The organism is Nocardia sp. NPDC004711, assembly GCF_053601595.1.
This window is the reverse complement of record NZ_JBSGCB010000001.1, coordinates 138,604-165,484: the sequence shown is the minus strand read 5'-3', so window position 1 is coordinate 165,484 and position 26,881 is coordinate 138,604. Positions and strand designations below refer to the sequence as shown.

Genomic DNA, 26,881 nt, shown 5'->3' with positions numbered 1-26,881 from the left:
TCGTGTCGTGCGTCGTGCTGTCGTACCCTCGCCGGCCTGCCGCCGCGCCCATACCTTACGTGACCGTAGGGTGATGTGAAACTCACATGTGCGCCATTGCGGCGTAGGTGAGAGATGTCATATGACAAGCGGCCCGCAGCGACGGGTGTATCGCCGTGGGCCGTGGTTCGTTAGCCGCGCATCCGGTCGAGATGCCCGATTACTTCTTACCCAGCAGCCCGCCCAGCACCTTGCCGAGCACGCTGCCCGCGTTCTGGCCGACCGCCTTGCCGAGTATGTCGCCCAGACCGCCGCCACTGTTTCCACCGGTGGCGCCGCCGAGCAGACTGCCGAGCAGATCACCGATCCCGCCGGACTGGCCGGCCGTGCCGTCGCCCCCGCCCAGGGCCTTCTTGCCGAGGTAGGCCAGCACGATCGGCGCGAGCATGGGGAGCAGCTTGCTCATCAGGTCCTGGCTGATGTTGTTGCCGCCGACATTACCGAGAGCGCTGATCACCGTGTTCTTGTCGGCGCCGAAGGTCTGATCGACGATCTGGCTGCCGTTGGCGATGTCCACCTGGCTCATGTCGACACCGCCGTCGAGCAGGCCGTGCGGCTGGCCGGCGACTTCGTTCTCCAGATTCAGTCCGACCTCGGGGTTGCCGGCCTGTGCCTGGAAGCCGCCGAGTAGCACGGGGACGGCCGCATCGATCGCCGTCTTCGCGGTCGCCTCGTCGACGCCGAGCCGCTCGGCGATCTGGGCGACCGGGACATGGGAGAGCAGGTCATCGAAGGAAGTCATGAACTCCGCCTGTGGTGATGGTTCCCGGGAAAAGCTCTGCTCCGGCCACGGTAGGTGAAGTCCGGACGGATTGCTACAGATTCGCGGATGTGGCGAGGGGCCCGGAGGTATTGTTCCGGGCCCCTCGCATGGGAGTGCCCCCACCAGGGCTCGAACCTGGGACCTGCGGATTAAAAGTCCGTTGGTCGGTCCCGATAGCATTCCATCTCCCAACCTGCAAGTACCGGGTACATATGCGCAGGTTACATGGTATTTTTGAGATGGCAACCTGTGGAACGTGGAGGAACGTTTTGGTAGGGCTGGGAACCATCTCTGCCCCAGATTCTGCCCCATGTGTTCGCCGATTTGCCCCACGCTGGTGATTTTTGGGGCTATGATCTGGGAAATTGGCGGAAACGCCAAATGCCTACGGGGAGAAGCGTTATGGGCGCACAGGAGTGGCAGAAGAACCTCCGGCTAAAGGCGATCATGGACGAGGCGGGCGTGAGGCCAACTGGCTTGTCAAAACGCCTGAAAGACTACCGTCCGCGGGATGGCAGCGCGCCTGTGAAGACCTCCCACACCAACCTCGCCAAATATTTGTCGGGGGAGACTGCAAGGCCAGACGATCGGACTTGCAATGCGCTGTGCGCGGTCCTGGGGGAGTTGGTCGGCAGGCCACTGTCACTGCCTGACATCGGGTACGAGGAAGCCGTCGAGGCGCCGGCAGGGGAGCTGGTGTACCCGGATTCTCTCGCCGAGAGTGTTGACGCCATCGGAGGTCTCGTCGAGTTGCCGGTCCATGCGAGCCTGCTGCTATGCCCGCCTGCGTGGGCGGACTTGCTCGTCAAGGCCATGTTCGGTCGTGAGCCCGGCGCCGAATCGCCCGTGGGCGGCCGAATGAACGATATTGAGGTCCAAGCAGCTCGGGACGCCCTCGATATGTTCTCGAGCTTCGACTACCGCTACGGCGGTGGACAGTCGCGCTCGTTGGTGGCGAAGTACCTTGAGTCCACGGTTGTGCCGAACCTCCGGTCGACGAACCCCGAGACGCCGCTGGGTAAGGAGTACTTCACCCTGGCCGCAGCATTGACTCGGTTGGCGGGTTGGACCGCATACGACGTCGGCGAGCACGGACTCGCTCAGCGGTATTTATTTCATGGATTCAAACTTGCGCGAGCCGCGAAAGACTTCGCTCTGTGCGGCAGGATGTTGGCGGGAATGAGTCACCAGGCGAATTTCCTGGGTCATTATCAAGATGCTGTCCACTTGGCCAGGGGTGCCGCACATATTTCTTTGGGGCACGCTACGCCTACTGCTATGGCGCTCTTTCACGCGATGGAGGCACGAGGTTTGGCTTCGCTTGGTGATGAAAAGGGTGTGACGCAAGCGCTCTCCATGGCTGAGGGGTATTTGGCGCGAGGTAACTCTGAGCTAGATCCTGAATGGATAAAATACTTCGACGAGGCCGAGTTGCATGCCGAATACGCGCACTGCTTTCGGGACTTAGGAAAACCCGAGTTGGCAATGAACTATGCGCAATCATCTATCGCAGAAGCGGGCAGCTTATACGTACGTAGCGTGCTGTTTGTGCGGACAGTGTTCGCAACCGCGCAAATTCAGAGCCGGGAGCTGGATGAGGCTATTGACATCGGTATTGATATCGTAGACTGTGTGGCCGGTCTCAATTCGCATCGTCTTGTTTGTTACCTCGCGGATTTCAACACTCGGCTGCGTCAAGCAGCTCCGTCTGACGACAGTCGCGCCTTACGCTTTTCCTCCTATGCATACGAGAAGCTGGGATCAAAAGGGTTTCCAGTCTCGGCGTCGACCGTCGCGTAGGTCATACAGGCGCTTATTGATTTCATCGTTGACCTGCGGCGACTGGTCAACGAGTTGCATGAGCCAGGTTGTCATGTTTAGTTCGCGCGCTGCCTTGATTGTGTCGAACCCGTCCCATTTGAATGGGTCAAATCCATAGGCAGTGGAAAATTCGGCGTAGCTATGCGCGTCGATTGTGCCAACCGAGTACCCTACGGCGAGCACGCATACATCCCATTCCCGTGGGCCGACGCATACGTCCCCATAATCAATCAGATGGATCTGGCCGATGAGGTCGCGCATTAGATTTCCGGTATGCGCATCGCCATGCACGACCCCCCAGCCAAGGGGGAAAGTCAGTTCTTTGAAATCTGATTCGATCTCCCTTTTGCGGCGCCTGAGGAATTCAAGATCGGCGCTATCGAACTTCTCGCGATATTGAGTCAAGCGAGCGTCAATTTTCGGCATAAGGGTGAAGCCTGGAAGGTCGATATCGGTTGGCGTTTGCAATGCATGAAAACGGTGTAATGTATGGCCGAGATCTGTCGCGGTGGGCCGTTTCTCGTTCTCGCGAATGATCTTCCAGAAACTAACCGGCAGGCCGCAGCATATTTGAATGGGATCCTCAGGGAAAGCGACTTCGGTCCCCGGAAAATTCTCCCTTGACAGCCATTTGGAAACGGAAATCTCTTTGCGAGTGGCGTCAATTGAACGACTTACTCGGGCTATTACTTCCGCCCGTGGAAGTGAAAATAATGCATTCTCACCCAATCGAATAAGTCGACAATCGGCTGAATCGATTCCCACCGCAGCGCAAGCCTCGCGCGCAGCTGCCTCAGTCGTCTCAGGGTCGAACGTCCTCACGAGCTGCATTCCCGGCTCTTCCTGAGGGGTAAGCCCCTCTTCGCGAGTTCTTTCCTGGCCCAGCGCGTCGGGCCTCATGACCGGGCCACCGCCGCTGACAGGTGCAAGTCAGTCGGGGGGTGCAGGTGCGTCACCACCACCAACATACCGGCCTCAGGCGCCGGCCCTGAGCTGAACCAAGGACGCACACGGGGCGCACTAGGGCGCACCCGCGTCTCCATTCGAGTGCTCCCCCCGAACTAAAAGTGCGCCCGTGGAGTGCGCTGCCGTGCATGCCTACCTGCGAGTTCTCCTGAATACCAACGATTTCCGCAACTAACTCCAAGGAGAAGAACCAAATGGCATCACATCGAAGGGCTTTGAAGGGGCAGCGTCCTCCGGCTGGCGTGAACCCGGCGAACCTGATCACGATCCAGGAAGCGGCGCTCGCCTACAACGTCACCGATCGCACGATCCGCAACTGGGTCTATCGAGGGCTGTTGACCCTCTGGGAGGTCGGACCCCGGCTTAAGCGCATCGATCGCGTCGAGCTGCATCAGCTCGCCAGGCCAGTGTCGGGCAAGGGGGTGGCCTGATGAGCCGCCTGACTTTACTTCCGTTCGTTCTGGTCAGTGCCGTGGTCGCCTTCTACGTCGCGCCCGGGTTCGTCTTCAGCGTGATGGTCAGTGCGTTTCTGATCGTGTTCGGTGTGCGGTGGTTCGTTCGGGCCGCCAGCCGTCCCCGCCAGAGGGGGATGTGGCGATGATCGAGCCGGTTGTTAGTACGGATGTGGCGGTGGTGCGCGGCATCGGGTTTGGGATGGCGCTGCTGCCGTTAGGCTTTCGATTGATTCTGCTCGCCGGCGCGCTGCTGGTAGCGATGGCCGGATGCACTGGTGCGTGGATCCAGCAGCAGCACTACGTGCCCTCGCCGAACATCTGCCGCGCAGATGAGGTGGGTGTCCGCACCGACTGCATCCCCCGAGCGCAGCTCACCCCGGTGCCCGATCAGGCGGGGGCGCAGCGATGAGCGCCACACCTTCTGATCCCGCCCTGTTTGCGGTGCAACACCAGCTCACTGCGGAGTTGTCGCAGCGCTACAGCAAGGATCCGGACTACCGGGCGTCAGCCGAGCGCAAGCCGAGTTGGGCGAAGATCACCAATCCGTCTGCGCGCGGGGCGTTCTGTGACGAGTGCGCCAACTTGCAGCACGAGACAGGCGGGAAGTTCGGTCCCCGGATGCAGCCTCGCCAGCGCCGGCACTTCCCGACCAAGACGGTCAACGGCGAAAAGGTCGGCGGTGGACCGGCGCTGCGGCTGTGCACACGCCACGCCGAGGCATGGCGCGAGCGCGACGACATCGACCGCAGCGAATCCGCAACGCGGACAGCACAGCTCGGTCTACGGCGCGCAAACACACTGGCGGGGCGCGCGGGCACGGGCAATGCCCTGGCCGATGCGGTGACCCGCAGTGCCGAGCGAGACGGGATGGACCGATGAGTATTCAACTTTTACCGCGGGACATGGCTGGTTTGACGATCACTGCCGAGCAGTGGGGCGGGCCACGGGATTTGATCGCCGAGATGTTGGGCGTGAGCCTCAACCGCGGCTACCGGATCACCGCGAAATGGGAAGCGGCGGGCATGATCAGCGGCAAGCGGGTGCGCCCAGTCCCGGGGCCGTCGTGGGTGTTTCCCACGAAAGGCGCCGCTTCAGCGCTGCTGGGCCGGTCGGTGCGGCATTGGGTGCCGACACCGAAGATGGCCGCCCACACCAAGGCGGCGTTCCAGTTGCGGCTGGCGTTGACCGGCATGGATCTGGACCGCTGGATCTCCGAGCGCACCTTGCGCGCCGAGGCCCCGATCGTTGCGGCCGGGCAGCCGCGCCCGCATATCCACGATGGCCGCTACTACGACAGTGCGGGTGATCTGTGGGCGGTCGAGGTCGAGCTGACCGCGAAAAACATTGCCGAAGCACGGTCTTCGGTCGTGCGGGCCCGGCTGACCGCCGAGCGGGCTGGTTGTGCCGGGCTGACCTACTACTGCCGCGGCGAGGCGGTGAAGACCGTGGTCCGCAGTGCGGCGGCGGGTCTGGATTTTTCCAGTGGTCCGAAGTTGACCCTGGTCGATCTGGACGAGTTCCTCGCCGCGAAGAAAGCCGAATCCTGCTCTGCCGCTGCGCGACCCGGGCTCCGGGTGATCGCGGGCGGCGCCGCTGATCACGAAACCACCCAGGTCACGAACCCGGACGAAGGAAAGGCGGTCGGATCATGACCTGCACTCCGATGATCACCCCCGACGACTGCGGACCCACCGCAACACCTACTACCGATCCCGTGCCGGCGCCGCCGACGACGGAACAGCCCGGAATCCACGTGCATCCGCAGATGCCGCCGATCGGGATCAAGCACGACCCGCTGGGCTGGCTGCCGGACTTCTCGGCCTGGCATTGGGACAGCGTCGGCGAGCACGCCCTGCTAGGTGCCGCCTGCCTGGTCACGGTCCTGATCGGCATGGTCGCGATCGTCGCGCCGGCGACGCTGCTGGGTTGGAAACCGGCCCGGCTCCGCAACTGGATGTTCGCCTCCGTGCTGACCATGCCCGGGGCGGCGGCGTTGTGGGCGTGGGACATCTTCGCCCCCGCAAAGGATTTCGGTCGCGCTGCCGACGAGTGGATTGCGGGGCAGTTCGTGGGCGGAATGTTCGGGATGGCGCCGCTGCTGATCCCGGCCGCGTGGGTGATCGCGACCATCGTCTACACCCACCGCCGCGTACAGCTCGCCACGGTCGGGCTCGGGAGCCCGGCCCGCACCGAACGCGCCCTGTACATCCAGTCCCGGCGCGAGCAGCGGGCGGCGGCGCGGTTGTCGCGCCGGCGTCTGCCTCACACCACTGGCGGGCGCAACCCGGACCTGGTGATCGGGCGGCTGGCGTTGGAGACCGGGCAGGCACCGCCCTCGGGTGTGACGCGGATGCTGATGGACCGCAACGAGACTCGGCTGATCTTGCCGTGGATCAACGTGGCCGAGCACCTGAGCACGGTGATGTCGAGCGGGTCGGGTAAGACCACGCTGGCGCAGCGGGTGCTGATCTCGTGGCTGACCACGACCTGGACGCGGCATCGGCAGTGGTGGCGCCGCGACCGGCCGGGGCGACCGTTGGTGATCTTCGTCGACTGCAACGGCGGTCCGGAGTCGCGCAAGGTCGCCGCCCGGATGCGGACCTGGTTTGCCGCGTTGGGTGTCCTCGACGAGCGGATGGGGACCTTTCCCCTGGATGCGTCGCTGCGCATGTGGCCGGGCAAGGACTTCGATCAGCTGACGCCCGAGCAGCAGCGGGTGGTCGTTGATGATCTGCGGTCGGTGCTCTCGGCGATGGTCTCCGGCGGCTCCACCCCGACCACTGACACCGAGAAGTATTTCCATGAGATCCGCGAAACCCTCATTCACTTGATCGTGGACGCCCCGATCAAGGTTGAGCTGATCGACGGGGTGCCGACCCCGATCGGGCACAACCCGCCGCGGTCGTGGCTGGAGTTTCTGTCGCGGTTCAACCTGGACAAGCTGGCCCAGATGTGGGGCGGGTCGAAGGGTGCCGATCCGTGGCCGGGTGTGGTGGGTGTGGACATGGAGCTGGCGTCCACGGTCGACGGCAAGCAGCCCGTGATGAACTCCGCGCGTGCGGAATTCGCCAACCTGTATCGCTCGCTGGGCTCGGCGTTCGACGGGGACAAGGAGCTGACCGACTTCGATTTCCTCTACATCGTCCTGGAAGGGGTGAAGACCCCGGATCGGGCGCGTAGCCAGTTCGGTGCGCTGGGAACGATGTTGGAGCAGCTGGCCGACAAGCAGCACGGCCGCGCCACGCTCATGGTCGTCGACGAGTTCTCCGCGGTGTCCGACGGCAAGACCCGCGCCGTCAAGTGGGTCGAGCGGCTGCGTAAGGCCGGCATCGGGTCGTGGTGGATCGCGCAGTCCTGGCAGGGCCTGGGCCACGATGACGACAACCGCGAGGCGCTGGTCAGCGCGGCCTCCGGTGGCAGCCTGCTGGGGCGTTCCACCAATCCGGAAACCCTGTGCAAGATCTACGGCACCCGACCGAAGTTCGAACTGTCACGCAAGCTCATCGGCGGTACCCGCCACGGCGACGAGGGCAACGTCCAAGCCTCCGACCAGTACGTGCTGCCGCCGAATCGGGTGCGCGCCATGGAGAAAGGCGACGTCGTCCACGTGGTGGGCGGGCGGACCCGCTGGGGTCGCGTGAGCCCACTCAACGACGACGAACTCAAACGCCTGCGTCCCCTGCCCGGCATCGCCGACTTCACCGAACCCGCCGGCGCTGACCCCGGCCCACTGGCACCGGTGATCGACCTCGATAAACGCCGCCCGGCCTGAAACCACCTACACGACAAGGAGATACACCCATGCCCACCCCGAACCCGTTCGAACCCGACGACCACGGCGAAGACCTCAGCGGACGCAGCGCCGCCGAGCAGGCCCACGAAAAGCACGTCCTGGAAGCCCTCTCAGCCGACATGGCCGGCACTCCCGCCGCCCAGCTGGCCGCGCAGATGGTGCCGGTCGTCCCGGACGGCGGAAACTTCGGCCGCACCGTCGCCCCGCACGTCTCCCGGCTCACCAAAACCCGCGAGAGCCTGCGGATCTGGGGCCCGGCCGTAGCGACCACGCTCGCGGCGACCACCGCGGTTGTGGCGCTGCCGCTGCCCGGCCCGCTGTCGCTGTACGTGCTGGCGCTGGCCGCGTTCGCGTGGTGGCACTGCGCCGGACGCCCCGGACCCGTCGACTCGGTGCGCATGCTCGCGGGCACCGTCACCGAGACCTACGCCGGGCTGCGCGAGCGGGTGACCCGCCTGTCCGAGCGGCGCGGCGCCTACGAGGCCCGCCGCACCTCCACCGACCCCGGACCGCAGTAGCGGATCCGGTCCCTCAGTAGCACCGATTGGAAGGAAACCCTATGTCCGCCAACAGCATCGACTTCGTCAGCGCCGAAGAAGATCCCGCCGTCGTAGCCGTGGCCCGTGAATGGCTTCAGGTGTGCAAGAACGACTTCGGCGAATGGCCCGAGATCACCGCCGATGAACTGACCGCCCTGTCGCCCGGGCAGGTGGTGTCGCTGGTTCATCAGGGCTGGGGCGGCGGCCTGCCCGCGTTCCTGGCCGACTGCGCCGTCGACATCACCGACCACCGCGCCGCCAACAGCGTCACCAACCTCTGATCCGAAGGAGAAACCTCATGTCCGATCACAGCGAACTCGACGAAATCGTCGGTGAGGCACGCAAATTCAGTGTCGCGATGATGGCCGCCATCAAGCGGCACGCCCAGGCCGGCAACTGGCTCGAACGTCGCAAGGCTCGCAAGGAGATCAGCCGCCTGGTGCGCCAGGAACGGCGCGAGCAGGACCAGGCCCGCATCAACAGCCTGGACTGGACCAGCCAGGCCGTGGACCGCTACCGCGCCCACAGCGCCGCGGTCGCGCACCGGGCAGCCGATCCGCGAATCGACCACGACCGCCGGGCCCGCGACGCCGCGGCACTGGCCGAGCACCGCCAGGACCTGGCGGCCCAGTTCCTCGTCAACGGTCATCTGACCCGCGTCGAGCAGGGCATCGCCCTCGACGGTTTGGACGCGGCCACGGTGTTCCCGGAGTTCGAGACCGGGGATCTGTTCCGCCGCGCCCACAAGGTCAAGGGCATCGAGGCGCTGCGCTACCGGGCACACGTCGCCCGCGAGACCGCCGCCCTGCGTGAACGTGCCGCCGCCGAGCGGGGACCGTTCGACGTGAGCGTGGAGGCCGCGCGGCGCGCGAACCTGGAACAGCAAGAACTCGACCGGATCGACAAGGCCCAACCGGATCAGTTCCGCTACGTCGCGGAGATGATCTGGACCGGCAGCCGGGGCGAGATCGACATGAGTGATGTCGCGGCACTCCCGACCGAGCATGCCGCTACGGCCTGGATGGCCCGCACCGTCGATGGAATGCTGTGGACCGAGGGCACCACGCTGGCGGTGCGAATCACCGACAGGGACGGCGCCGCAACGCAATACAGCGAGTCGGGCCGCCCAGAGATAGTGGCCGATCAACTCGACGCTCGCGAGGCGATGCTGCGGGAACGGACCTTGGCCGGACAGGTCCACCGTGACCCGCCGGCGCAGGCCCGTGAGACGGCGGCGCAGGATTCCGGCCGGTTCACCAGCTTCCTCACCTACTGGCCCGAGGGTGGGAACGGCGTCCAGAACGTGCACGCCCGCCACGACAGCCAGATCGCGGCCGCCGTGTGGACTGAAAAGCAGCTCAGCGCGATTCGGTCGAAGGCCGACTCGGTGGTGCTGGTCTCGTCCTTCGAGCACGACGGCAACGGTCACCACGAACCGGTCTTCCAGGCCGAAGGCGGGCGGCAGTTCCTCACCGACGAAGTGGCCCAGTGGCGTGAGGGTGCCGAGCGTGACGCTGGTCTGCTGCGTGGCGAGGCGCTGCGGGAATCGATGGTGGCCGAACGGGATCGGCTGCGTGGCGAGATGGATTCGCTGACTCAAAGGCATCGGCTCTCGATCGAGCACAACGGCGAGTTGACCGACCAGAACGCCGCCTTGACCCGGCAGATGGCCGCGCTGACCGCCGAGCGTGACGAGTTGCGTGGTGAGCGGGACGAGGCGGTGCGCAAGCTCATCGACCGCACCCCGGCCAGTGAGCGGCTGGGCAGCCCGGAACGGCAAGCCGAGCAGGCCAAGGCCGCCGCGCGCGAGTCGGGCGGGTCCGCGCTGGCCGGACACCGCTCCGGCAACGCCCTCGCCGATGCCGTGGCCCGCAACGGCCATGAGCACGAAGGGATGGAACGGTGAGTACCGAGGACGACCGCGCGAAGCGGTGGGCGAAGGGCACCGCGACCCGCTCGCCCCGGGAGATCGACCCCGAGGACCTGTGCATGGACAGTCTGCTGACGGCGCTGTCTCACCACGGCCTGGACCGGATCGACGCCGCGATCGCCGACTACCGCGCCACCCGTGTCCCGGACCCGCGGGAAGCGTTGTGGCGCACCGATTACACCCGCGTCCACATGCGCCACGATCTGGCCGAAGACCGACCGTGGCCTGATCATCCGGACGCGATCTGGCTGCGGGACAGCGCCAGTGAGATCAAACAGAAGTGGGCCACCGATCCGGAGATCGCGCCCCGCTGGGCGGAGCTGAACAACTTTTGGATCAAGACCGGCGGCTCCAGCTTCTTCCCTCCGTCGGGACAAGACGGGCTGCCGACCATGCCGGGCGAGGCACCGCCCGGCATGGACCCGGTGACATGGCGCAGCCAGGCGCAGGCACGCGACCTGGCCGGCCACTACCGATGGCCCGACATCACCACAACGACCAATCGAGAGGACACCGAACCAATGAACGACATTACCCACCCCGAGCACACCGTCGAGGCCCCGGACTGGGCCGACGAGGGTTACGGCCCGTCTGTCGAATCCTTGCCCGGGGAGCCGGAATACGAGTATCGGCCGGCGACCCCCGAGGCCGTCGGGATCGAGTCCGAGACCGAGCAGCAGATGCGCGCGGACTTCATGCACGCCTGGGGCAGCTATTCGGCCGACCCGGATAGGTACGACCCGGCCGATGAGCTCGCCTACACCGAGTACTCGCATCAGTGGGTCAGTGATGAGCGCTGGATCAAGGAGTGGGTCTACCTCGAAGACGCGACACTGCACTGGCGAGAGAACCTCGACATCACCGCGGAGATCGGGGACGTCGAGGCCGATACTTTGTCGCCGATCCGGCGCCGCAGCGAGGCCCAGGCCCGCTACATCGCCGAGCACGGAATCGAGCGCGACGAGCACGGGCTGTTGTCCTCGCACTACGTCACCCGTGTCGAGAACCGGGCGGCCCTGGTCGCCGCCCTGTCGGGCGATACCCTGCTGAGCTTCTCCACCGACCGCGCAGCCCTGTCGGACAGCTACGGGACCCGTGTCGAGGAGCGCGGCGAACCGGCCGCGGGCACGCCGTCGCCGCTGGCCGACTACCAGCCCAGCAACGCACTGGCCGCGCACCTGGAGAACTCCGAGCGTGACGGGTTCGAGCGGTGAGCGCCCCGGCCATCGAGGCGACCATGCCCGCCCAGACCGTGCCCGAGTCCGGCCAGGCAGCCACGCGGCCGGCGGGCCTGCGGTCCTCAGTCCGCACGGCCTGCACGGCGGCACCGTCGTCCACGGCGACGGTCCGGCCGGCGCCGGACGGCCTGGGCGCCGGGGATCTTGAGGCGCGGTTGATCGCGGCGCACCAGCGGACCGCCGAGTTGGAGGAGCAGTTGGCCGCCGCGGTCGCGGGCCGTGATGCCGCCGAGCATCAGGCCGCGCAGCTGGAAGACCGTAACCGGGAGTTGGCCAGCGATCTGGACAACGCCCTGGATCAGCTGGCCGGGCATGCCCTGCACGCCGAGCAGGAACGGCTGATCCGCCCGCCGGCGTGGAGCCCGTGGACCGCGTCGGCCGATCGAGGGGGATACGAGCGATGAGCACGGCTGACCATCCGCTCGCTGTGTCCTCCGGCGAGGATCTCGACCTCGCACCGTGTCCTTCCGATTCGGTTGGCGCGCAGCAGGACACGGTCATCGCCCGGCAGGACACATCCGGGCGACCAGAGGACACACCGAACCGATTCGAGGACACAGAGGAGGACACAGTGGGGCAGAACCGGCCCGGGCGCGATCATGTCGAGACGGCGGCTCTGATCATGGTGATTTCGGTGTTGACCGCCGCGAGTGGATGGTCAGCTATCGCCCTGCACGGGCTGGCGCAGGCTTCGGGCATCACCTCGTGGCTGGCGTGGGGTGCGCCGGTCATCGTGGACGGCCCGATGATCCAGGCCGCGATTGCGCTGGTCGTGCTGAAGCGCCGCGAGAAGGGTGGCGCGGATGTCGAGTCCGGTCAGCGTGCGTTCTTCTGGTGGATGCTGGCGATGTCGGAGCTGGTCAGCCTGGTCGGTAACGGCGCACACGCCTGGATGTCGCCTGATCGCACCATCAAGGGCTGGGCGGCAGCGATCGTGGCGGGCGCGGCCCCGTTCGCGGCGATGGCCGTCATGCACGGCCTGACGATCATGATCCAGGTACTCGGCCAGGCACTCAAGACCACGACCCCCGCAGGCATCGCCGAGCGAACCACGCCCGCAACGAATTTCGAGGCTCCGCGAGCCCTGTCGCCTGCTGTGTCCTCAGGACACACCCCCGTGTCCCCGGCTGTGTCCTCGCCTGCTGCAGGACACACCCAGGACACAGCTCCTGTGTCCTGGCCGTCTCCAGGACACAGCGCAGGACACACTCCCTCGCTCAGCGAGGACACGGAGGTGTCTCCCGAAGAGCGGGACGCGACCATCTGGGCGATGCATTCGGCCGGCAGCAGCCTGCGCGATATCGCCACAGCGACCGGCCTGTCCTACGGCTACGCCGGCAAGCGGGTGAAGCGATTGAAGGCCGAGCGTGGTGTCACCGACAGCGAGGCGGCCGCCATCGACGAAGAGGAGGTGGTGCTCAAAGTCGTTCGCTGACCGGCTGCCCGGTGGTGCGGGAGGGTGTGCGGCGGTCCCTCCCGCGTCCAGGGCGCACAGCGTCGCCGGGCGGCGATGGCCGACACGGCCACCCCGGACCCGCGAGCCTCTACCGCCACACGGGCACAGCCCTACGGGGCAGGCAGCAAGCCCTGCCCCTCAATTCCCTTCCACCTCACACTCTTTGGAGGACACCATGACCAACGCATTGACCGACCTGGACCAGATCAATGCCGAGCTGATGGGCGCCGGCGCCCGTAACCCGTTCGGCAAGGACGTGCAGCCCGGCGACGGGGTGACCGGCGAGATCGTCTCGGTCGTGCGCCGCCACCGCCACAACAGCGCGGGCCAGCCCCTGTTCTGGGTCAACCGCAAACCGATGGTCGCCGCGGGCGGTGATCCGGTGATCGATTCGCAGCTGATCGTCGAGACCGATGCCCGCGACGACGAGCAGGACGACGGGGTGCGTGCGATCACTCTGGACCGGGATGTGCAGCGTGCGATCAGCGCGGGTGTGCGCCGCGCCCGTGCTGGCGGATTGGCGATCGGCGGCCGGATCGAGGGCCTGCTCTACGTCGGCCCGGTCGAGGGCGGCGGCTACGGCCGCATCTACGACCTCGGCGCCTACATCGCACCCGCCGCCTAGCGATTCCAACCCACCAGAGCCCCCGACCCGTGATGAACGGGCCGGGGGCTCTGTCATGTCCGAGTTTCTCGGCTGCTCGGCTGCTCGGCTACATCGGGACGGACAAATCTCCGAACACTTGCACGGTTTGCATTCCGAGCCGCGCCGGCTGGTTCGGTCAGTACGGTAGGCGGCACTACAGTGCCGCCTCTGGCTGTGGTCGAGGATATTTCGGGGCATACCGACCGAAGCGGATCGACGTCTATTGACTGCCTCGGCAACGGCGGGCAACCATGGTTCATGCCATCATCTGAGGAGGTCAGGCGGCTCGCTGAACTCACCGATCGGCTCGCGCAGCGGTTTCCGGCAATCGGTGTGTGGACTATCGCCACGATCGTGCACGAGGTCCACCACGGCTTCGATGACCGGCCGGTGCGGGAATTCGTTCCGCTGCTGGTCGAGCGGGTCGCCGCACGACAGCTCGTGTCGGCCATCCGCTGACCGGCCACCGCGACGCCGCCGATTCCGCCAGGTCGTACTCTCCGGTCGATTGTCCGAATAGTTGGCGAATTCTGGATTGACGGTCCATGGTTCAATGGTTGCCCCCGGGTGACGCCCCTGCCGATGCGTGCTGCCCCTGTCGATACGAGAGCAATGTCCGAGGACCCCGAACTCGCCCAGGCCCGCGCCTTCGTGCGCGAGCTGACGCAGCACGTACAAGCGCTGGTACGCCGCCGCGAAGCCCTTCCCACCGAGGCCGCGGCGTCGCAGCACGACACCGAGCTCGCTTCCGTGCGCCGCCAGATCGCCCAGCTTCACAAGCGCTTTCCGGCCCTGCAGGCCGCGATGACACCTTCGGCCATCTGACCCGCCGCCTGAACCGCGCCCCTACCCCGGTCGGTGCCGCACGACAGGCGCTGGATCGGACCTGGACATAGCATTGCGATGGGGCAGCTCAGGGGTACCCGCCCGCAGCCGCTCTCGGCGACGCCGATCTTGACGAGCAGTCGTCGTTGCCGCTGATGCCGCCGGAGCCCCCTGCCCGGCGGCATCATCAATCACTGTGGTGCAGAACGTGATTGCCGCGCCATCCGCGATCGAACATGGCATACTCCCCCGAACTGGGAATACGGGTAGTTGACGACGCAGGGGGTCGCGCACAACCATGAACCATGGCAGCAAATGACGAAGATCAGCAGATCGCGGCACTCGTCCGACGCCTCGCCGCACAGTTCCCCACAATCAACGCCGACACCGTCGAGGGCATCGTCGCCGAAATCCACCGCGGCTTCGACGGCCGGCCGGTCCGCGATTTCATTCCACTGCTCGTCGAGCGCGGCGCACTGCGGAGGCTTTCGGCAACCGGCTGATACGAGCCGCCGGTGAATGAGGACCCCGAAATCGCCCAGGCACGCGTGTTCCTCGCCGAACTCGAGCATCACGCCGAACGGCTGGCTCGCCGGCGCAGCCAGTGGCGAGACGACAAACCCAACCAGGCCGTCGAGGCCGAACTCACGCAGGTCAACCGGCAGATCCACAACCTCCGCCGGCGATTCCCCGGACTGCCGCAGACATCCCGATAATTTCCAGCGATCGAACGATGAAGCGGGATTCAGGCCAGGTTGGCTGCGCCGGATTGGTAGATGTTTCAGGCCGCCCGCGGTGCCGTCAGATGGGCACGGATGTGGTCGAGCAGTTCACCGCTTCGGAGCGGTTTGGGCAGGTAGTCACATGCACCGGCCGCGTAGGCGTCACCGATGGCATCGGGATCGCCATCGAGAGAGACCGCGATGACCGGAATCGGTGAACGATCCCGCAGCTGCCGGCACAGATGCGCGCCCGGCAGGTCCGGCAGATCCAGCTCGAGCAGCACCAGGTCCGGATGCCATCGCCGAGCCAGGGTCAAAGCGCTCTGCGCGGTGGGCGCAGAAATCACCTCGTGACCAGCGTTGGCCAGCACGAGTACCTCGATCTCTGCCATCGGCGGGTTGCTCTCGACGACAAGGACCTTGCCGGGCCGAGCCGCTGGAATCGGCGGCAGTGTGAATTCTGTTGCAGAGCGCGGGAATTGGCTCATGATGGATCCTTCGCAGACGGGTCCCCGACCGTCGAATCCGCAGCGTCATCGAGCTGAATAAAGGCGTCCCCGCGCTCGCAATGGCGGCACCGCAATCGACGTGCCACGACACTATGCCAACCAGCAATCTTTTAGCAATGCATCTGTGAACTGTTTTCATGGCGTTCACATGACCAGGTATTTCCTTGGCATCCCATTACTGGTGGCGCGCTCCGCCAATGTGCGACATTCGCGATGAGCGGATGTCTGCCGGACATGCTCCGGCTGTGTGTTCACAGCCTCCCGGCTGTCCGTGATCCCGGCTGCCTGTTCTTCCCCGACTGTTCCCCGGCCCCTTCCTCCGAAGGCTCTTCGTGCACGGTCGGCGGGTTGCTCAAGGGTGGCCGCAGGCCATCGCCGAAGGCGACGCGACGCAGGAGCGCCCTTGAACAACCCGGTGGCCGGGCACACACTGTCCTTCCGAGGAAGGGGCCTCTCGTGTCGCGGCATCGGCTGTCAGGCGGTCGATGCCGCAAGCTCGGAGGCGCGAAAAGCCCGCGACTCCCGCGCACATCACGCGCACCAAGATGGTGCGGGTTTTTCGCGCCCCCGAACCACCACACCAACCCTCCCTGAGCTGGGCGTTAAGGGCATGATTTCTGCTCACTCCCCACCCCACCCAGTTCCACATCTCATCGCCCACTTCGTGATCAACGAGATGTGGAACTGGGTGGGGTGGGGAGCAATCAGAAATCAAAAAGATCAAGTAGGGGAGGGTTGGTGTGGTGGTGAAGAGAAGAGAAGTGGTTGCGTTGGGTAGGTATCGGTGCGTTTGCGATGGGGTTGCGCTGGCATACGGAGCGCCTTGCCTTCGGCGGCGCTTCGAGTTGGTCGACTCGTCTGCGTACGTGGCGGTCTACGGATCCGCGACAGACGTATCAGCCCGGTTTCGTACGGCGACTTACCTCTTAGGCGGGGAATCGCGAGCTGCGCTCGCGCGTGCGTTCCGCTCGGCTTGTCGTGGCGGGGCACCTCACCGCTCGGCCTGTTCTGGGGCTATCACACGGGTACCGGCCATCAAGGGCGCCTGCGGCGTCGGCAAGCCGATGGCGCAAGCGCCACCCTTGACGACCGGTACCCGTGTGATCGAGACGCCCCAGGCCAAGCGGAGAGGAACCCCACCACGACAGGCACGTGCTCCACTCCGGAGGTCCGCAGCCTGACGGCTGCGCGCGGGGGCGCTGCCCACCGGACCCCCGCCCTCACCGGGGGCAGGCCTTCACAGAGAGGGGAGGGGAGCGCACGCGCGAGCCGTGTGGTCTACCGCAGCGTTCAGGCAGCCACGATCGTTGCTATGGCGGAACGTCCGCTGATCAAAGGCAACCCGGTAGCATCGTGACAGCAACGCTGTGGCCGGGTTCTCGTGGCACTGTCGATTGTTGCCCACGTGGCCACCAATTCGCGGCGAAAGGTCCGCCACTCGACCTACTGAAAAGCGCTGATAGGCGTGCAGATTGGGCCGTACCGGTCGGCAGTGGTCTACAACGATACGCGGTCCCAATCGAACGTTGCGCCGGCGGGTGTACTCGATTGATGAGTAGTCATCAACGTGCGTTGATTCATACGCATCAACGGCGTCGAGGTTTCGAAATGAGTTGAAGCTCAGCGATTTTGATGAGCACTCTTCAAATCCGTCATTCAACCGTGCTGATCAAAACTGTTGGTGTGCACCATGTTTCGGTAGAATTGATGGATAATCATCAAGTTCTGAGGGGCGTGGTATGACCGCCATCGCAGGTTCTCTGATCACCACTATCGAATCGGTTTGGGGCCAGTTGCGTGCCCGGCATCCGGATGTCCCGGATGTCGTGGCGACCATGGCCGCCGGTTCCGCGGGCCGTAAGGGTGTGCGGTTGGGGCACTTCGGGCCGGCACGCTGGAAGCACGGCCCGGAGTTGCTGCCGGAGTTGTTCGTCGGCGGGGAAGGACTGGCGTTCGGTGCACGCGAGGTGCTGGGCACCCTGCTGCACGAAGCCGTTCACGGTGCGGCGTCGGCGCGTGGCGTGGCCGACACCAGCCGCGGCGGTGCCTATCACAACGGGAAGTTCCGGGAGATCGCTGCCGAGTTCGGGCTGGGTGTCGAACGCAGCGCCGGCAGCGGCTGGTCACTGACCACCGTCCCGGATGCGACCGCTGACGAGTACGTGCGCGAGATCGAGGCATTGGAGCGCGTCCTGGTGGCGCACCGGCGCTCCGAACACGACCCGGCCGGAGTCAACGACGAAGGCACCGGCGACCACAACGAGGACGAAGACGACGCGGAGGAGGAGAAGGTCCCACGTAACGGGCGTGCGTTGGTGTGCGGGTGCACGCCGCCGCGGCGGGTGCGCGCACGGCAGAGGACCATCGACGCCGGTCCGATTCTGTGCGGGGTCTGCCGAGACCCGTTCACCGTCACCGAATCCACGCCACCCCAGCAGAACACGCCGACTACTGGCATCCGGGGCGCACGATGAACGCTCGACCTGTAATCGTCTCGGCGGGGCGGCGGCCGAGGTTGTTGGATCTGTTCTGTTGCGCCGGCGGGGCCGCGGGCGGGACAGCTGACGCTGTTCGAGTGACTCGCGGGTTGAGGCGTACTCATCAACCCGGCTGATTGAGGCGTACGCATCAATCGTGGTGTGGGGGATCCACTTACAGGATTGCACACTCGGTGTCGGTGGTCACGGTTACCTTTGTGTGAGTAGATATTTCGCGAGTGTCGGGGTCGGGGCATGGACGAATCCAGCAGGGCTGTGCAGTGTTTCGCGTCGGAGATGACCGCAGCGCTGGGGCCGTACGACGAGTTCATCGACATCCTGGCGGCCGAGAACTTCCGCATCTGGCACAACACCGCGGGGTTGCGGTGTCTGGTATGCGAGCACCCGGTCGAGGTGTACCGGTCCTCACGCAAGAACTCCTATGTCCGCCACGGTAAAGGCCATGGCGCCCACGCCAGCGCCGCCGAGCGCAAGACCGCCGGCGAGACGTTCCTGCACCGCCGGTTTAAACACTGGGTTTGTCACGAGCTGCGGCAGCGTGGGGTCGACGCCGCGGTCGAGGTGTGGCAGGACGGCCGCCGCCCGGACGTGTCCGGCACCGACGACCACGGCCGTAGCTATGCCGTGGAAATTCAATGGTCGTCACTGAGTTTCGAGGACGCCCGCGTGCGCACCGAGCACCACCGTGATGCCACCGGCGCCGAGGTGTTGTGGCTTACCCGCTCGTGCGCCTGGGTGGAGAAACTGCCCGCGCTCGGAGTCAAGACCTTCACCCCGACTGCCGGCGGGCACTACTTCGCCCACACTGGGCACCTACGGCATTCGCGGCGTGCGGTGCTCGGGGTCGAGCCGATCGCGATCCGCTCCTTCTTCGACGCCTGGATCGACGGCGAACTGGCGTGGGCATATCGAGATACCGAGAAGGCGGGGTGGGCCACCGTGGTCGACTGGACGACATACACCAGGGAACAGGCCGACGACATCGCCGCCCTGCGCAGCGACCTCAAGACCGCCGACACGCGAGTCGCCGACCAGGCCAAGGCGATCCGGGTCCAGGGCAGCCAGATCAAGGCGCTCGGGGACGCCAACGCTCGCTACGAGCGCGACCTGGAGGCCCGCACAGCCGAACGCGACGCCGCCGCCGGGGAGCGCGACAGCCTCAGCGAATCCATCACCAGCGCGACCCGCCGTATCACCGAGATCAGCGCCATGGAGAGACAGGCTGTCACCGACCTGGGCGATACCCGACGGCAGTTGACCGAGCGAGAGAACCAGCTGCGCGAGGTCACTGCGGCTCTCGCCGCGCGCGGCCACTATCTCAAGATCCTGCTGTTCGTGGCGCTCGTCCTGGCACTTGCCGCGGTCACCGGGTGGGTCTAGCCGGTACCCGACCCGGTAATCCCGAACCATCGATCAAGGAGAACTGATGCGCCGCAACCGCTATGGCGACACCTGCATCGAATGCAACAAGTTCGTCGCACCGGATGGGGGATTCCTGTTCGGCACCAGCAACGCCATCGTCTGCATCGGCTGCCTCTACGACTTCTACGGCCACGAGCACGGCTACTTCGTCCCCATCCCGCCGGACGCGGCCAAGTAGCAGCGCCGCTGCTCTGGTTGGCTGCTTGGCAGTGGTGACGCGTTCGAGGCCGGGCGGCGGCGCGCCGATCCGCGTGCGGGGTATATCGGTCTCGACGGCCAGAATGGAGCACTGTGCCCATAATTGTTGTCGATACCAACATCTTTCGTGGATCACCGATGCTCCGGTCCCGCGTTTGGGATTCTTTGGCCGCGCACCGTGAGGAGTGGAAGACGCAGGTCGTAGTCCCCGAAGTGGCTGTGGTCGAGACGGTAAACATGATGCGGGTCGAGTGGGAGAAGACCCTCGCTGCCGTCGAGGTACTTCATGTTGGGGAATTCGGACTCAGCGGGCTTCAACAGGAGATGGCCGAGAAGATCCGTACGTACATCGACGAGTACGAGCAGTCGGTGCGCGACCGTCTCAGCGAGCTGGGTGCATTGGTGGTTCCGCCGCCGGCGATCGACTACACCGACATCGTGCACCGCGCCGTCTACCGCCGGAAGCCGTATGGAACCAAGGAGAATCCGGACGGGTTCCGAGATGCCGTCGTCTGGCACACGCTGCTGTCCGTCGCGAAAGACAATCCCGACGAACAGGTCTGGCTGGTAAGCAACAACACCGGAGACTTCGGCCCGGAGGACGGCGTCTGGACCGATGACGGCAGGGGGAACCGGAACAGCTGTCCGATCCGGTTTCACCCGCATCTCGCTGATGAGCTGTCTACTCTCGGCCTATCGGATCGGGTGCGCTACGTCACGAACCTGCAGAGGCTTGAGCAGCACATCGCCGCTAGCTTCGACCCCATCGCCGCAGAGGATCTCGACCAGCGTCTCGAACGACTGGACGACGCGGCTCTCGCCAAGCGGCTTGACGAGACGATTCGGGGTTGCATTCTCGACCCGGAGAAGGCTGCACTGGCGTTGGAGGTCACCGGAGCCGTCGTTGCCGGTACCGGCGGCTCGATCGGACCGTGGGAGTTTGCTGAAGCCGCTGGTCGCGGCAATGACGGATGGACGGCTCGCTTCGTACTCGATACTGAAGTCGAACTCACCGTCTTCCACGGAGCGTCGGCTAGCACGCAAGCGAAAGTCCTTCGGTTGTCAGGCAGCATTGCCGTCGGAACCGACGATCACATCAGCGACCTGACCATTACCGGTATCGAGGCCCTTCCTGATGATCCAATGCGTGAGTCCTGGGAACTCGCGAACAGCTACCGCAGCGCAGCGGGCGGGCCTGCAGGTTCTGTGGCGAATCCGCAACGACCGGCTGACTTCGGCAGTCTCCTCGGTTCGTTCCAGATGTCCGGGCTGGAGGCCAACGCGGGCCTCATAGGCATGTCCAAGTTGATGGATGGCCTTCATGTAAATGCCCTCGTCGAGAAGGACAAACTGGGGGACCGCCTGCCGGGTCTGAAATCGATTGCCGACATGTTCAAGTTGGACGGCGTCGGCGTGACCGCGATGAGCGCCACGGACAAGTGGCGTGAGAACGCGATCCAAACCGCGATGAGCGGCGCGGACATGTGGCGCGAGAGCGTGGCCGAGAGAGCGTTTACCGGCATGTCCAAGTTGACGGATGGCTTCGCCATAAATGCTGGCTATGAGGCGTTGAAGGCACAGGACCGCCTGCTGGGCTTACGGGCTGGGATCGACATCGCCAATCAGAGCGCCTACCAACGAGCCACCGCGGCGGCGCCTCAATGGGATGTCGCGAAGACTCGGACCGGCGCGAAAAACACGGCGGCTTCCGAGGCGGCTAGTGGTCCGCGTACCTCGGTTGCGAAGTCGTTGGCAGACAAGTCATCTGCTGCTGACGCCGTTCCCGAGAAAGCCCTAGCAAAAGAGGGCGCCGCGAAGAAGGACGCAGCTGGGAAGGCAGCTGGGAAGAAGACCACCCCGGCGAAGCCATCCGCTAGGAAGAGCGCCGCGACAAAGGCCACCGGTAAGAAGACCGAGAAGAAACGGCCTGAACGCCCGGCGAGCTAGCTGTGCGCTGGGAGCCTATACCGGACTCTTCTGCGGCTCAGCCATAGCCGGGCGACGAGCGTCGATGGGCGTGGATTCCTGCGCGTGTGGTTCGGCTTGAGCCGTAGGGTGTCCGCGTGGCTGGCAACCGGCTGGATGAGCTTCGCGCCGAACGTGCGCGCATCTATGCGGAGATGGACGCAATATTGGCCGACGACCCGGACACGGACACGGCCGCGCAGGAACAGCGTGTGTTCGAACTGGATGAGCAGATTGGCGCGATTCTTGATTTCCTCGGCGCGGAGGAGCAGGAGAAGATCCGCCAGCGTCAGCAGTCGACTCCGCGGTCGGCACCGCCGGATCGACTGTTCTGACTGTTACGGCAGCAGGTCGCGCCGCCAGATGCGAGTGAACCTCTCGGCGAAGAAGGCCAGCAGTTCGGCCGGGAGTTCGTTCTCATCGGGTGGCAGCGGCGCCACGCCGATCGAGCTGCGCGACTGCTCAGGCGGCAGACCGCGTTCGACGAATACGACATAGCGGTGGGTCGGAGGGCAGACCATAGGGCCACGACCTTTGACGAACTCACCTGGCAGCCCGGTGCGCACGTACCAGGTGGCGCTCGGGTTCGCGTCGAACCACTGGCGATCCAGTTCCGTGGCCCGGTCCTGAGTGAACTGCTTGCCAGGGCGCGGATGGAAGTCGGCCGGGTGCCGGCGGCTGGGCTGGGCGGCTCGGGGCTCAGCGCCCGGATTGGTTGCCATGACTGCGATTCTGCGGCCGCGATGGATCACAGGACCGCAGGCGCGCAGGCAGCTCTGAGCAATCTGCTGTGTCTCATGAGGTTGGTATCAGCGGTCGGTTGTTCCGGTCGATCAGTGGTCGGTCGTTTCGCCGGAGCGCCGGTATTAAGATTCGAAACTATGTTCGAGTCATGGCCTGTCGAGTTCGATCCGCCGCTCCGGCGCGTGGTCGACCCACCGCAGCGGGTCACGGTCGAACTGACGTTGGCCATCGCAAGTCATCCTTCCGATGCCAGCGCTAACGAGCTTCCGATGCGCGTCCGCGCCGGCGGGCTGGACCTTGGGGGCACTGTCCCCGGGTTGCTACACGCTTGGGCGCGGACCCGGGAGGGTGCATGGCTTGGGCTCGTCTCATTCGTGGTCGTGACCGGCAACCGGCGTGGGGTGTTGGAGGTGCGCCAGTGGTGTTCACAGCGCGCTTTGAAACCCCACGAGGCCAGTGACGGGTAGCTCGATCAGCCGAGAGCGGCGCGAACGTTGTCCCACTGCGACTTCGCGCGGTGGGCGTATCGCATGGTGGTCGTGATGCTCGCATGGCCGAGCAGCCGCGAGACTTCCTCGATCGGAATCCCGTTCTCCAGCAGATGGCTCGCATAGGTATGACGTAGATCATGAAGTCGCACGTGGCCGATTTGGTGCCGACTTCTTCCCTTCCCGACGTATGCGATCCGGACAGACGCGTCGAACCGGTTCCGAAGGTTGGACGGATCGAAGGGGCGGCCCTCGGTGTGCGCGAGGACAAGCCCTGAATGCACGCGAGAGTTCCGCGGGTACTCGACCGGTCGCGATGCAGGCTTGCCTACGCCGACATGCGAAAGGTGCCTACGCAGCCGCTGAGTCAAACTCGGCCCAATTGGGATCGCGCGGCGTTCATGATCCTTCGGAGCTTTCATCTCTTGGGCTACCGGATCGTAGGACCATTCGATTGAGACCACACGGCGTTTGAGATCCACGTTCTCCCAGTGCAGGCCCATCGCCTCACCTAGCCGCATCCCGGTTCCGAGAAGGACTTCGACGACGAGTTGATCGAAATCGTTCAGCGACTCGGTGATTGCTGAAATTTCGCTGTCATCCAGGAAGCGTTCCGGCATCGGGCCAGGTTTGGGCAGCACGATCCCCTTGCAAGGATTCGCGTCGATCACCCTGGCTTTGTGGGCCGCTTTCATGGAAGCGCTGAGAAGGTAGTAGCACTTTGCAACCGTCGAGGCGGCCATGCCGGCGTTCGTGAGCTCGGTGACCCAGTTCTGGATCGCGTCGGTGGTGATGTCGCGCATCGCGACCTTCTCCCACCGAGGGCGGACGTGGTCGCGTAGCCGTCCTTGGTCGGATCGGTCTGTGCTCTTCACCACAATCCGACCGGTCTGCCATCGAGGTTCCCATTCGCCCCATGTGGCTTTCCCGGCTTCGGCAGGCCTCGGTGACTCCCGGTGATTCACCTCTTCCTTGCCCGCGTAGCGCACGGCGTCGTCCTTGCGGGTGAATGTCCCCGGAAGCCGCCGTTTCTCGCCTGTAGCGTCCCTGTAGACGCCCCTGTAGCGGCCGCTGGGAAGCTTCTCGGCCCATGCCATCTGGTCACGCCTCCGTCGATAACGATGTGGGGCAAGCGTGGGGCATGTTGTAGTCTGTCCCAGCCAAGCCCCTTTAGCTCAGTTGGTAGAGCTGGAGACTTTTAATCTCTAGGTCGTAGGTTCGAGTCCTACAGGGGGCACAAGCCAGTCAAGGGGCACCTACGGGTGCCCCTTCTTCGTATGTGCCCCATGAATGCCCCATGATTCTAACGTTTCCGCAGCTAGAAGCGCTATCACTTGCGGATTAAAAGTCCGTAGCTCTACCAACTGAGCTATAGGGGCGTGCGGGAGGTCAGTTTAATGGGCCGACCCCATAAGTGTTAAACGAGTATCCGATTGCGCTCTGGCAGACGATATTTGCGCAGGTCACGATGCGCCGTCGGGGTCCGGGCCGGTGCGGCGCGGGGGCGCGGCGGGGGACCGCGGGGATCGGTGGCGTCCGGGTGGGGAATGACGCGGTGTGCCGTTGGGGTGACGGGCCGTGCCGATCGGCGGGGCTCGGGGAGCCGAGGCGGTCGGTTGGGGGGACGATGTGGCCCTGTGAGGGTGCGGACCGGTCGGTGCGGCACCGCGAGAAGGTGGACCCGGGGGTGGGCCGGGGTCGGCGCGGAGTGTGGGCGGGGTGGGGTGGCGGTGTGGTTTCGCCGTGTCCATTGCCCGATGGGTTCCGGACGGCCCGGTAAGCGGGCGCTGATTGCCGGTGCCGAGGGGTCCGGCAATCGCCTTGCCACTCAGTTTGTTTCGTTGCGCTGGAGTGTGAATATCATCCAATGGTGATGTGTGGCAAGCTATTTGGAGCTGGGGGGGAAACCGGTCGGAGTCGGCGCGGGCGTGGGGGCGGCGGCTCGGCGGCGATGCGGTGTCGGTGTGGACAGCGCGCGCGGCGGCGATCGGCCGGCCGAACATCGGTGGGATATGGGCGAATTCGTCGATTCGAACCAATCATCCTTACGATTGCTGGGGAATTGCGGCATTCGATAGGGGGTGTGCTGGCTAACTGACTTTCCGGTACACCTCACGCTGGGTACGCTTTCCGGGTACGGTGACCGACTGGTGAATTCCCGAGGAACCGGGATTGCCCCGGCGGCACGGGATTCGGCTTATCGTTGATGTGCCCGAACGTGTCGCGACCGGTCTGGCCGATCGCGGCTCCAATACGATGAAGCTGCGGGGAGGCGGACCAGGACAACGTGAACGCCCGGGTGCGCACCCCCCTGTGGTGCACCCGGGCGGGAAAAACTATACCTGTTGGTGTGTTTCAAGTTTTTCGCGCTTTTTCGTACCAAAAGTTTGGTAATTCCGGGCGAAGCCCGTTTTGAAGTATTTGAAAGACACGTAACTTTGCGTCGAGGCCGCGCGGCGGTCGGCGACGGTTAGCTAGCTTCGGAGGCGTTTCGAGCATGGCACGGCAGCAAGAGCGGGCCCGCCGGACACGCGCGGCGATCATCAGGTCCGCCGCCGTTGAGTTCGGGAAGAGCGGCTATGCCGCTGCTTCGCTCAACCGCATATTGGAAGGTTCCCGGGCGACCAAGGGGGCCATGTACTTTCACTTCGACTCCAAGGAGGACCTGGCTCGTGCGGTGCTGGAGGCGGCGGTCGACCGCTACCGGGCATCGACCGAAAGATGGCTCGCCAGAACCGATCTCGGTCCGCTGGATGTGCTGCACGGCATGATCGACGAGATCGCGCTGCGGCTGGAGAACGACATCATCATCCAGGCGGAGTTCCGGCTCATCATCGAGCCGGAGTTCTACCGCGACATCCAGGCCGGCGGCGGCCGCATCCTCGGGCGCGCCATCCGGCAGCTCGCGGTGAAAGCGACCGAGCACAAACAACTGCGCCCGGATTCGGATCCGGACCGGTTCACCCGCACCCTGGCGGCGGCGCTGGCGGGCCAGCGCTATATCTCCGATGTGCTGGCGGGCCCGGTGGATCTGCGGGCCCGGTTCGCCGAGGCGCTCGAGGTGATCGTGGAAGCCACCGCGACACCGGAGTGGACCGAGGAGTTCCGCCGCACCGGCTGGCGGGTGTCCGCCCGGCTCGAAGATCTCAACTTGGGACTCTGACCAGCTGATTTGGGAATCACGCGGAGCCTGTCATAAGCTATCTCCGCTCCCAACGGAAGCCGTTGAGCAAACGGTCCGGAGAGATCCGGCGGGCCCCCTTCGTCTAGCGGCCTAGGACGCCGCCCTTTCAAGGCGGTAGCGCGGGTTCGAATCCCGTAGGGGGTACAACGATGGCAACATCGTTGTAGGAGCAAGAGCAAGGCCCTGTGGCGCAGTTGGTTAGCGCGCCGCCCTGTCACGGCGGAGGTCGCGGGTTCGAGTCCCGTCAGGGTCGCAAGACTCCTTGCATGGCAAGAAGTGGTACAGCGTGGCATTCGAATCGGGTGCCTACGGCCAGGTAGCTCAGTTGGTACGAGCGTCCGCCTGAAAAGCGGAAGGTCGCCGGTTCGATCCCGGCCTTGGCCACCGGATCTGGAAGACCCCGTCCCGCGGACGGGGTCTTTCCGCATTCCCGGGTTCTCCGCGTGTTTTTCGACCTGAGGGTCTGATCTTGGTGCAATGCTGGACCTCATGGCTGAGGACAACCAGTGGTATTACTGCATCTCCCATCAGAAGGCGGAGCAGGGGAAGACCTGCTGGGTCGGCGATCGGATCGGGCCCTATCCGGATAAGGCGACAGCGGAGCGGGCGTTGGATATTGTGCGGGAACGAAATCGGCGCGCGGACCAAGAGGACGACTGACGCCGGAGTGACGGGGGTGA

Annotated in this window: 29 protein-coding genes and 4 tRNA genes; 27 read left to right on the top strand and 6 right to left on the bottom strand. The window is 65.1% G+C overall.

What is annotated here, in order from left to right; all coding sequences use genetic code 11:
• Window positions 1-199: 199 nt before the first annotated feature.
• The gene (locus tag ACWEKS_RS00785; protein ID WP_452338183.1) at window positions 200-781 is read right to left on the bottom strand and encodes a DUF937 domain-containing protein; all 582 of its coding nucleotides are present in this window, start codon (window positions 779-781) and stop codon (window positions 200-202) included.
• Window positions 782-1,204: 423 nt separating this feature from the next.
• Here ACWEKS_RS00785 and ACWEKS_RS00780 point away from each other — a divergent pair, with 423 nt between their 5' ends.
• The gene (locus tag ACWEKS_RS00780) at window positions 1,205-2,602 is read left to right on the top strand and encodes a hypothetical protein (RefSeq protein WP_452338182.1); all 1,398 of its coding nucleotides are present in this window, start codon (window positions 1,205-1,207) and stop codon (window positions 2,600-2,602) included.
• On the opposite strand, the gene ACWEKS_RS00775 is transcribed toward ACWEKS_RS00780, so the two are convergent.
• On the bottom strand, window positions 2,564-3,523 hold the full coding sequence (locus ACWEKS_RS00775) for a phosphotransferase family protein (RefSeq protein WP_452338181.1): 960 nt from the start codon (window positions 3,521-3,523) through the stop codon (window positions 2,564-2,566). The genes ACWEKS_RS00780 and ACWEKS_RS00775 overlap by 39 nt on opposite strands.
• Before the next feature lie 260 nt (window positions 3,524-3,783).
• On the opposite strand from ACWEKS_RS00775, the gene ACWEKS_RS00770 reads away from it, so the two are divergent.
• The 15 genes from ACWEKS_RS00770 to ACWEKS_RS00700 all read left to right on the top strand — a co-directional run bounded on the left by ACWEKS_RS00770 (window position 3,784) and on the right by ACWEKS_RS00700 (window position 14,471).
• Entirely contained in the window at window positions 3,784-4,020 is a 237-nt protein-coding gene (locus ACWEKS_RS00770; RefSeq protein ID WP_452338180.1) for an excisionase family DNA-binding protein, read from the top strand.
• Complete coding sequence (locus tag ACWEKS_RS00765; protein WP_452338179.1) at window positions 4,020-4,190, top strand: hypothetical protein; 171 nt, start codon at window positions 4,020-4,022, stop codon at window positions 4,188-4,190. The genes ACWEKS_RS00770 and ACWEKS_RS00765 overlap by 1 nt, the downstream gene beginning before the upstream one ends.
• Window positions 4,187-4,453 carry a hypothetical protein gene (locus ACWEKS_RS00760; RefSeq protein ID WP_452338178.1) on the top strand — a complete coding sequence of 89 codons (267 nt, stop codon included), beginning with the start codon at window positions 4,187-4,189 and terminating at the stop codon, window positions 4,451-4,453. The genes ACWEKS_RS00765 and ACWEKS_RS00760 overlap by 4 nt, the downstream gene beginning before the upstream one ends.
• A complete protein-coding gene (locus ACWEKS_RS00755) occupies window positions 4,450-4,923 on the top strand; it encodes a hypothetical protein (RefSeq protein ID WP_452338177.1) in 474 nt (157 codons plus the stop codon). The genes ACWEKS_RS00760 and ACWEKS_RS00755 overlap by 4 nt, the downstream gene beginning before the upstream one ends.
• A gap of 23 nt (window positions 4,924-4,946) precedes the next feature.
• Window positions 4,947-5,696: a hypothetical protein gene (locus ACWEKS_RS00750; RefSeq protein ID WP_452338176.1), complete on the top strand. Its 750-nt coding sequence runs from the start codon at window positions 4,947-4,949 to the stop codon at window positions 5,694-5,696.
• Entirely contained in the window at window positions 5,693-7,816 is a 2,124-nt protein-coding gene (locus ACWEKS_RS00745) for a hypothetical protein (protein WP_452338175.1), read from the top strand. The genes ACWEKS_RS00750 and ACWEKS_RS00745 overlap by 4 nt, the downstream gene beginning before the upstream one ends.
• A 29-nt stretch (window positions 7,817-7,845) precedes the next feature.
• Window positions 7,846-8,355, top strand: a complete 510-nt coding sequence (locus ACWEKS_RS00740; RefSeq protein WP_452338174.1) for a hypothetical protein — start codon at window positions 7,846-7,848, stop codon at window positions 8,353-8,355.
• Between the two features lie 41 nt (window positions 8,356-8,396).
• Complete coding sequence (locus ACWEKS_RS00735) at window positions 8,397-8,657, top strand: hypothetical protein (RefSeq protein WP_452338173.1); 261 nt, start codon at window positions 8,397-8,399, stop codon at window positions 8,655-8,657.
• 17 nt (window positions 8,658-8,674) lie between these two features.
• Complete coding sequence (locus ACWEKS_RS00730) at window positions 8,675-10,282, top strand: hypothetical protein (RefSeq protein WP_452338172.1); 1,608 nt, start codon at window positions 8,675-8,677, stop codon at window positions 10,280-10,282.
• Complete coding sequence (locus ACWEKS_RS00725; protein ID WP_452338171.1) at window positions 10,279-11,520, top strand: hypothetical protein; 1,242 nt, start codon at window positions 10,279-10,281, stop codon at window positions 11,518-11,520. The genes ACWEKS_RS00730 and ACWEKS_RS00725 overlap by 4 nt, the downstream gene beginning before the upstream one ends.
• Complete coding sequence (locus ACWEKS_RS00720) at window positions 11,517-11,948, top strand: hypothetical protein (protein WP_452338170.1); 432 nt, start codon at window positions 11,517-11,519, stop codon at window positions 11,946-11,948. The genes ACWEKS_RS00725 and ACWEKS_RS00720 overlap by 4 nt, the downstream gene beginning before the upstream one ends.
• Window positions 11,945-12,979, top strand: a complete 1,035-nt coding sequence (locus ACWEKS_RS00715) for a DUF2637 domain-containing protein (RefSeq protein WP_452338169.1) — start codon at window positions 11,945-11,947, stop codon at window positions 12,977-12,979. The genes ACWEKS_RS00720 and ACWEKS_RS00715 overlap by 4 nt, the downstream gene beginning before the upstream one ends.
• Window positions 12,980-13,175: 196 nt before the next feature.
• Window positions 13,176-13,625, top strand: a complete 450-nt coding sequence (locus tag ACWEKS_RS00710) for a hypothetical protein (protein WP_452338168.1) — start codon at window positions 13,176-13,178, stop codon at window positions 13,623-13,625.
• A gap of 279 nt (window positions 13,626-13,904) precedes the next feature.
• A complete protein-coding gene (locus tag ACWEKS_RS00705) occupies window positions 13,905-14,105 on the top strand; it encodes a three-helix bundle dimerization domain-containing protein (RefSeq protein ID WP_452338167.1) in 201 nt (66 codons plus the stop codon).
• A 153-nt stretch (window positions 14,106-14,258) separates the two neighbouring features.
• A complete protein-coding gene (locus ACWEKS_RS00700) occupies window positions 14,259-14,471 on the top strand; it encodes a hypothetical protein (protein ID WP_452338166.1) in 213 nt (70 codons plus the stop codon).
• A 191-nt stretch (window positions 14,472-14,662) separates the two neighbouring features.
• Here the strand turns inward: ACWEKS_RS00700 and ACWEKS_RS00695 are convergent, their stop codons facing one another.
• Both ACWEKS_RS00695 and ACWEKS_RS00690 read right to left on the bottom strand, forming a co-directional pair.
• Complete coding sequence (locus ACWEKS_RS00695; protein WP_452338165.1) at window positions 14,663-15,142, bottom strand: hypothetical protein; 480 nt, start codon at window positions 15,140-15,142, stop codon at window positions 14,663-14,665.
• Between the two features lie 110 nt (window positions 15,143-15,252).
• Entirely contained in the window at window positions 15,253-15,681 is a 429-nt protein-coding gene (locus ACWEKS_RS00690) for a response regulator transcription factor (protein ID WP_452338164.1), read from the bottom strand.
• 1,760 nt (window positions 15,682-17,441) lie between these two features.
• Between ACWEKS_RS00690 and ACWEKS_RS00685 the strand changes: the two genes are divergently transcribed.
• From ACWEKS_RS00685 to ACWEKS_RS00665, 5 genes are all read left to right on the top strand, one after another.
• Complete coding sequence (locus ACWEKS_RS00685; RefSeq protein ID WP_452338163.1) at window positions 17,442-18,176, top strand: hypothetical protein; 735 nt, start codon at window positions 17,442-17,444, stop codon at window positions 18,174-18,176.
• Between the two features lie 300 nt (window positions 18,177-18,476).
• Window positions 18,477-19,580: a competence protein CoiA family protein gene (locus tag ACWEKS_RS00680; RefSeq protein ID WP_452338162.1), complete on the top strand. Its 1,104-nt coding sequence runs from the start codon at window positions 18,477-18,479 to the stop codon at window positions 19,578-19,580.
• 46 nt (window positions 19,581-19,626) lie between these two features.
• Window positions 19,627-19,800: a hypothetical protein gene (locus ACWEKS_RS00675; RefSeq protein ID WP_452338161.1), complete on the top strand. Its 174-nt coding sequence runs from the start codon at window positions 19,627-19,629 to the stop codon at window positions 19,798-19,800.
• 113 nt (window positions 19,801-19,913) lie between these two features.
• Entirely contained in the window at window positions 19,914-21,767 is a 1,854-nt protein-coding gene (locus tag ACWEKS_RS00670; RefSeq protein ID WP_452338160.1) for a PIN domain-containing protein, read from the top strand.
• Between the two features lie 116 nt (window positions 21,768-21,883).
• Window positions 21,884-22,120 carry a hypothetical protein gene (locus ACWEKS_RS00665; RefSeq protein WP_452338159.1) on the top strand — a complete coding sequence of 79 codons (237 nt, stop codon included), beginning with the start codon at window positions 21,884-21,886 and terminating at the stop codon, window positions 22,118-22,120.
• Window positions 22,121-22,123: 3 nt separating this feature from the next.
• Here ACWEKS_RS00665 and ACWEKS_RS00660 read toward each other — a convergent pair whose 3' ends face one another.
• Entirely contained in the window at window positions 22,124-22,507 is a 384-nt protein-coding gene (locus ACWEKS_RS00660) for a hypothetical protein (protein WP_452338158.1), read from the bottom strand.
• A gap of 494 nt (window positions 22,508-23,001) precedes the next feature.
• Complete coding sequence (locus tag ACWEKS_RS00655) at window positions 23,002-23,820, bottom strand: tyrosine-type recombinase/integrase (RefSeq protein ID WP_452338157.1); 819 nt, start codon at window positions 23,818-23,820, stop codon at window positions 23,002-23,004.
• A gap of 361 nt (window positions 23,821-24,181) precedes the next feature.
• Here ACWEKS_RS00655 and ACWEKS_RS00650 point away from each other — a divergent pair.
• The 6 genes from ACWEKS_RS00650 to ACWEKS_RS00625 all read left to right on the top strand — a co-directional run bounded on the left by ACWEKS_RS00650 (window position 24,182) and on the right by ACWEKS_RS00625 (window position 26,861).
• A tRNA-Lys gene (locus ACWEKS_RS00650) sits at window positions 24,182-24,254 on the top strand.
• Window positions 24,255-25,514: 1,260 nt separating this feature from the next.
• On the top strand, window positions 25,515-26,180 hold the full coding sequence (locus ACWEKS_RS00645; RefSeq protein WP_354830940.1) for a TetR/AcrR family transcriptional regulator: 666 nt from the start codon (window positions 25,515-25,517) through the stop codon (window positions 26,178-26,180).
• Window positions 26,181-26,272: 92 nt separating this feature from the next.
• Window positions 26,273-26,345, top strand: a tRNA-Glu gene (locus tag ACWEKS_RS00640).
• Between the two features lie 35 nt (window positions 26,346-26,380).
• Window positions 26,381-26,454 (top strand) — tRNA-Asp (locus ACWEKS_RS00635).
• Between the two features lie 57 nt (window positions 26,455-26,511).
• Window positions 26,512-26,585: transfer RNA gene (locus ACWEKS_RS00630), tRNA-Phe, on the top strand.
• A gap of 93 nt (window positions 26,586-26,678) precedes the next feature.
• Window positions 26,679-26,861 (top strand): hypothetical protein, encoded by a 183-nt coding sequence (locus ACWEKS_RS00625; RefSeq protein ID WP_379425351.1) that lies wholly within the window; start codon window positions 26,679-26,681, stop codon window positions 26,859-26,861.
• Window positions 26,862-26,881 lie beyond the last annotated feature (20 nt).

Coding starts and splice junctions, on each gene's coding strand:
- ACWEKS_RS00760 (WP_452338178.1), top strand. CDS start 4,187: ATGATCGAGCCGGTTGTTAGTACGGATGTGGCGGTGGTGCGCGGCATC.
- ACWEKS_RS00690 (WP_452338164.1), bottom strand. CDS start 15,681: ATGAGCCAATTCCCGCGCTCTGCAACAGAATTCACACTGCCGCCGATT.
- ACWEKS_RS00710 (WP_452338168.1), top strand. CDS start 13,176: ATGACCAACGCATTGACCGACCTGGACCAGATCAATGCCGAGCTGATG.
- ACWEKS_RS00755 (WP_452338177.1), top strand. CDS start 4,450: ATGAGCGCCACACCTTCTGATCCCGCCCTGTTTGCGGTGCAACACCAG.
- ACWEKS_RS00675 (WP_452338161.1), top strand. CDS start 19,627: ATGCGCCGCAACCGCTATGGCGACACCTGCATCGAATGCAACAAGTTC.
- ACWEKS_RS00735 (WP_452338173.1), top strand. CDS start 8,397: ATGTCCGCCAACAGCATCGACTTCGTCAGCGCCGAAGAAGATCCCGCC.
- ACWEKS_RS00645 (WP_354830940.1), top strand. CDS start 25,515: ATGGCACGGCAGCAAGAGCGGGCCCGCCGGACACGCGCGGCGATCATC.
- ACWEKS_RS00625 (WP_379425351.1), top strand. CDS start 26,679: ATGCTGGACCTCATGGCTGAGGACAACCAGTGGTATTACTGCATCTCC.
- ACWEKS_RS00785 (WP_452338183.1), bottom strand. CDS start 781: ATGACTTCCTTCGATGACCTGCTCTCCCATGTCCCGGTCGCCCAGATC.
- ACWEKS_RS00765 (WP_452338179.1), top strand. CDS start 4,020: ATGAGCCGCCTGACTTTACTTCCGTTCGTTCTGGTCAGTGCCGTGGTC.
- ACWEKS_RS00685 (WP_452338163.1), top strand. CDS start 17,442: ATGACCGCCATCGCAGGTTCTCTGATCACCACTATCGAATCGGTTTGG.
- ACWEKS_RS00740 (WP_452338174.1), top strand. CDS start 7,846: ATGCCCACCCCGAACCCGTTCGAACCCGACGACCACGGCGAAGACCTC.
- ACWEKS_RS00770 (WP_452338180.1), top strand. CDS start 3,784: ATGGCATCACATCGAAGGGCTTTGAAGGGGCAGCGTCCTCCGGCTGGC.
- ACWEKS_RS00780 (WP_452338182.1), top strand. CDS start 1,205: ATGGGCGCACAGGAGTGGCAGAAGAACCTCCGGCTAAAGGCGATCATG.
- ACWEKS_RS00680 (WP_452338162.1), top strand. CDS start 18,477: ATGACCGCAGCGCTGGGGCCGTACGACGAGTTCATCGACATCCTGGCG.
- ACWEKS_RS00775 (WP_452338181.1), bottom strand. CDS start 3,523: ATGAGGCCCGACGCGCTGGGCCAGGAAAGAACTCGCGAAGAGGGGCTT.
- ACWEKS_RS00715 (WP_452338169.1), top strand. CDS start 11,945: ATGAGCACGGCTGACCATCCGCTCGCTGTGTCCTCCGGCGAGGATCTC.
- ACWEKS_RS00660 (WP_452338158.1), bottom strand. CDS start 22,507: ATGGCAACCAATCCGGGCGCTGAGCCCCGAGCCGCCCAGCCCAGCCGC.
- ACWEKS_RS00730 (WP_452338172.1), top strand. CDS start 8,675: ATGTCCGATCACAGCGAACTCGACGAAATCGTCGGTGAGGCACGCAAA.
- ACWEKS_RS00705 (WP_452338167.1), top strand. CDS start 13,905: ATGCCATCATCTGAGGAGGTCAGGCGGCTCGCTGAACTCACCGATCGG.
- ACWEKS_RS00745 (WP_452338175.1), top strand. CDS start 5,693: ATGACCTGCACTCCGATGATCACCCCCGACGACTGCGGACCCACCGCA.
- ACWEKS_RS00700 (WP_452338166.1), top strand. CDS start 14,259: ATGTCCGAGGACCCCGAACTCGCCCAGGCCCGCGCCTTCGTGCGCGAG.
- ACWEKS_RS00655 (WP_452338157.1), bottom strand. CDS start 23,820: ATGCGCGACATCACCACCGACGCGATCCAGAACTGGGTCACCGAGCTC.
- ACWEKS_RS00750 (WP_452338176.1), top strand. CDS start 4,947: ATGGCTGGTTTGACGATCACTGCCGAGCAGTGGGGCGGGCCACGGGAT.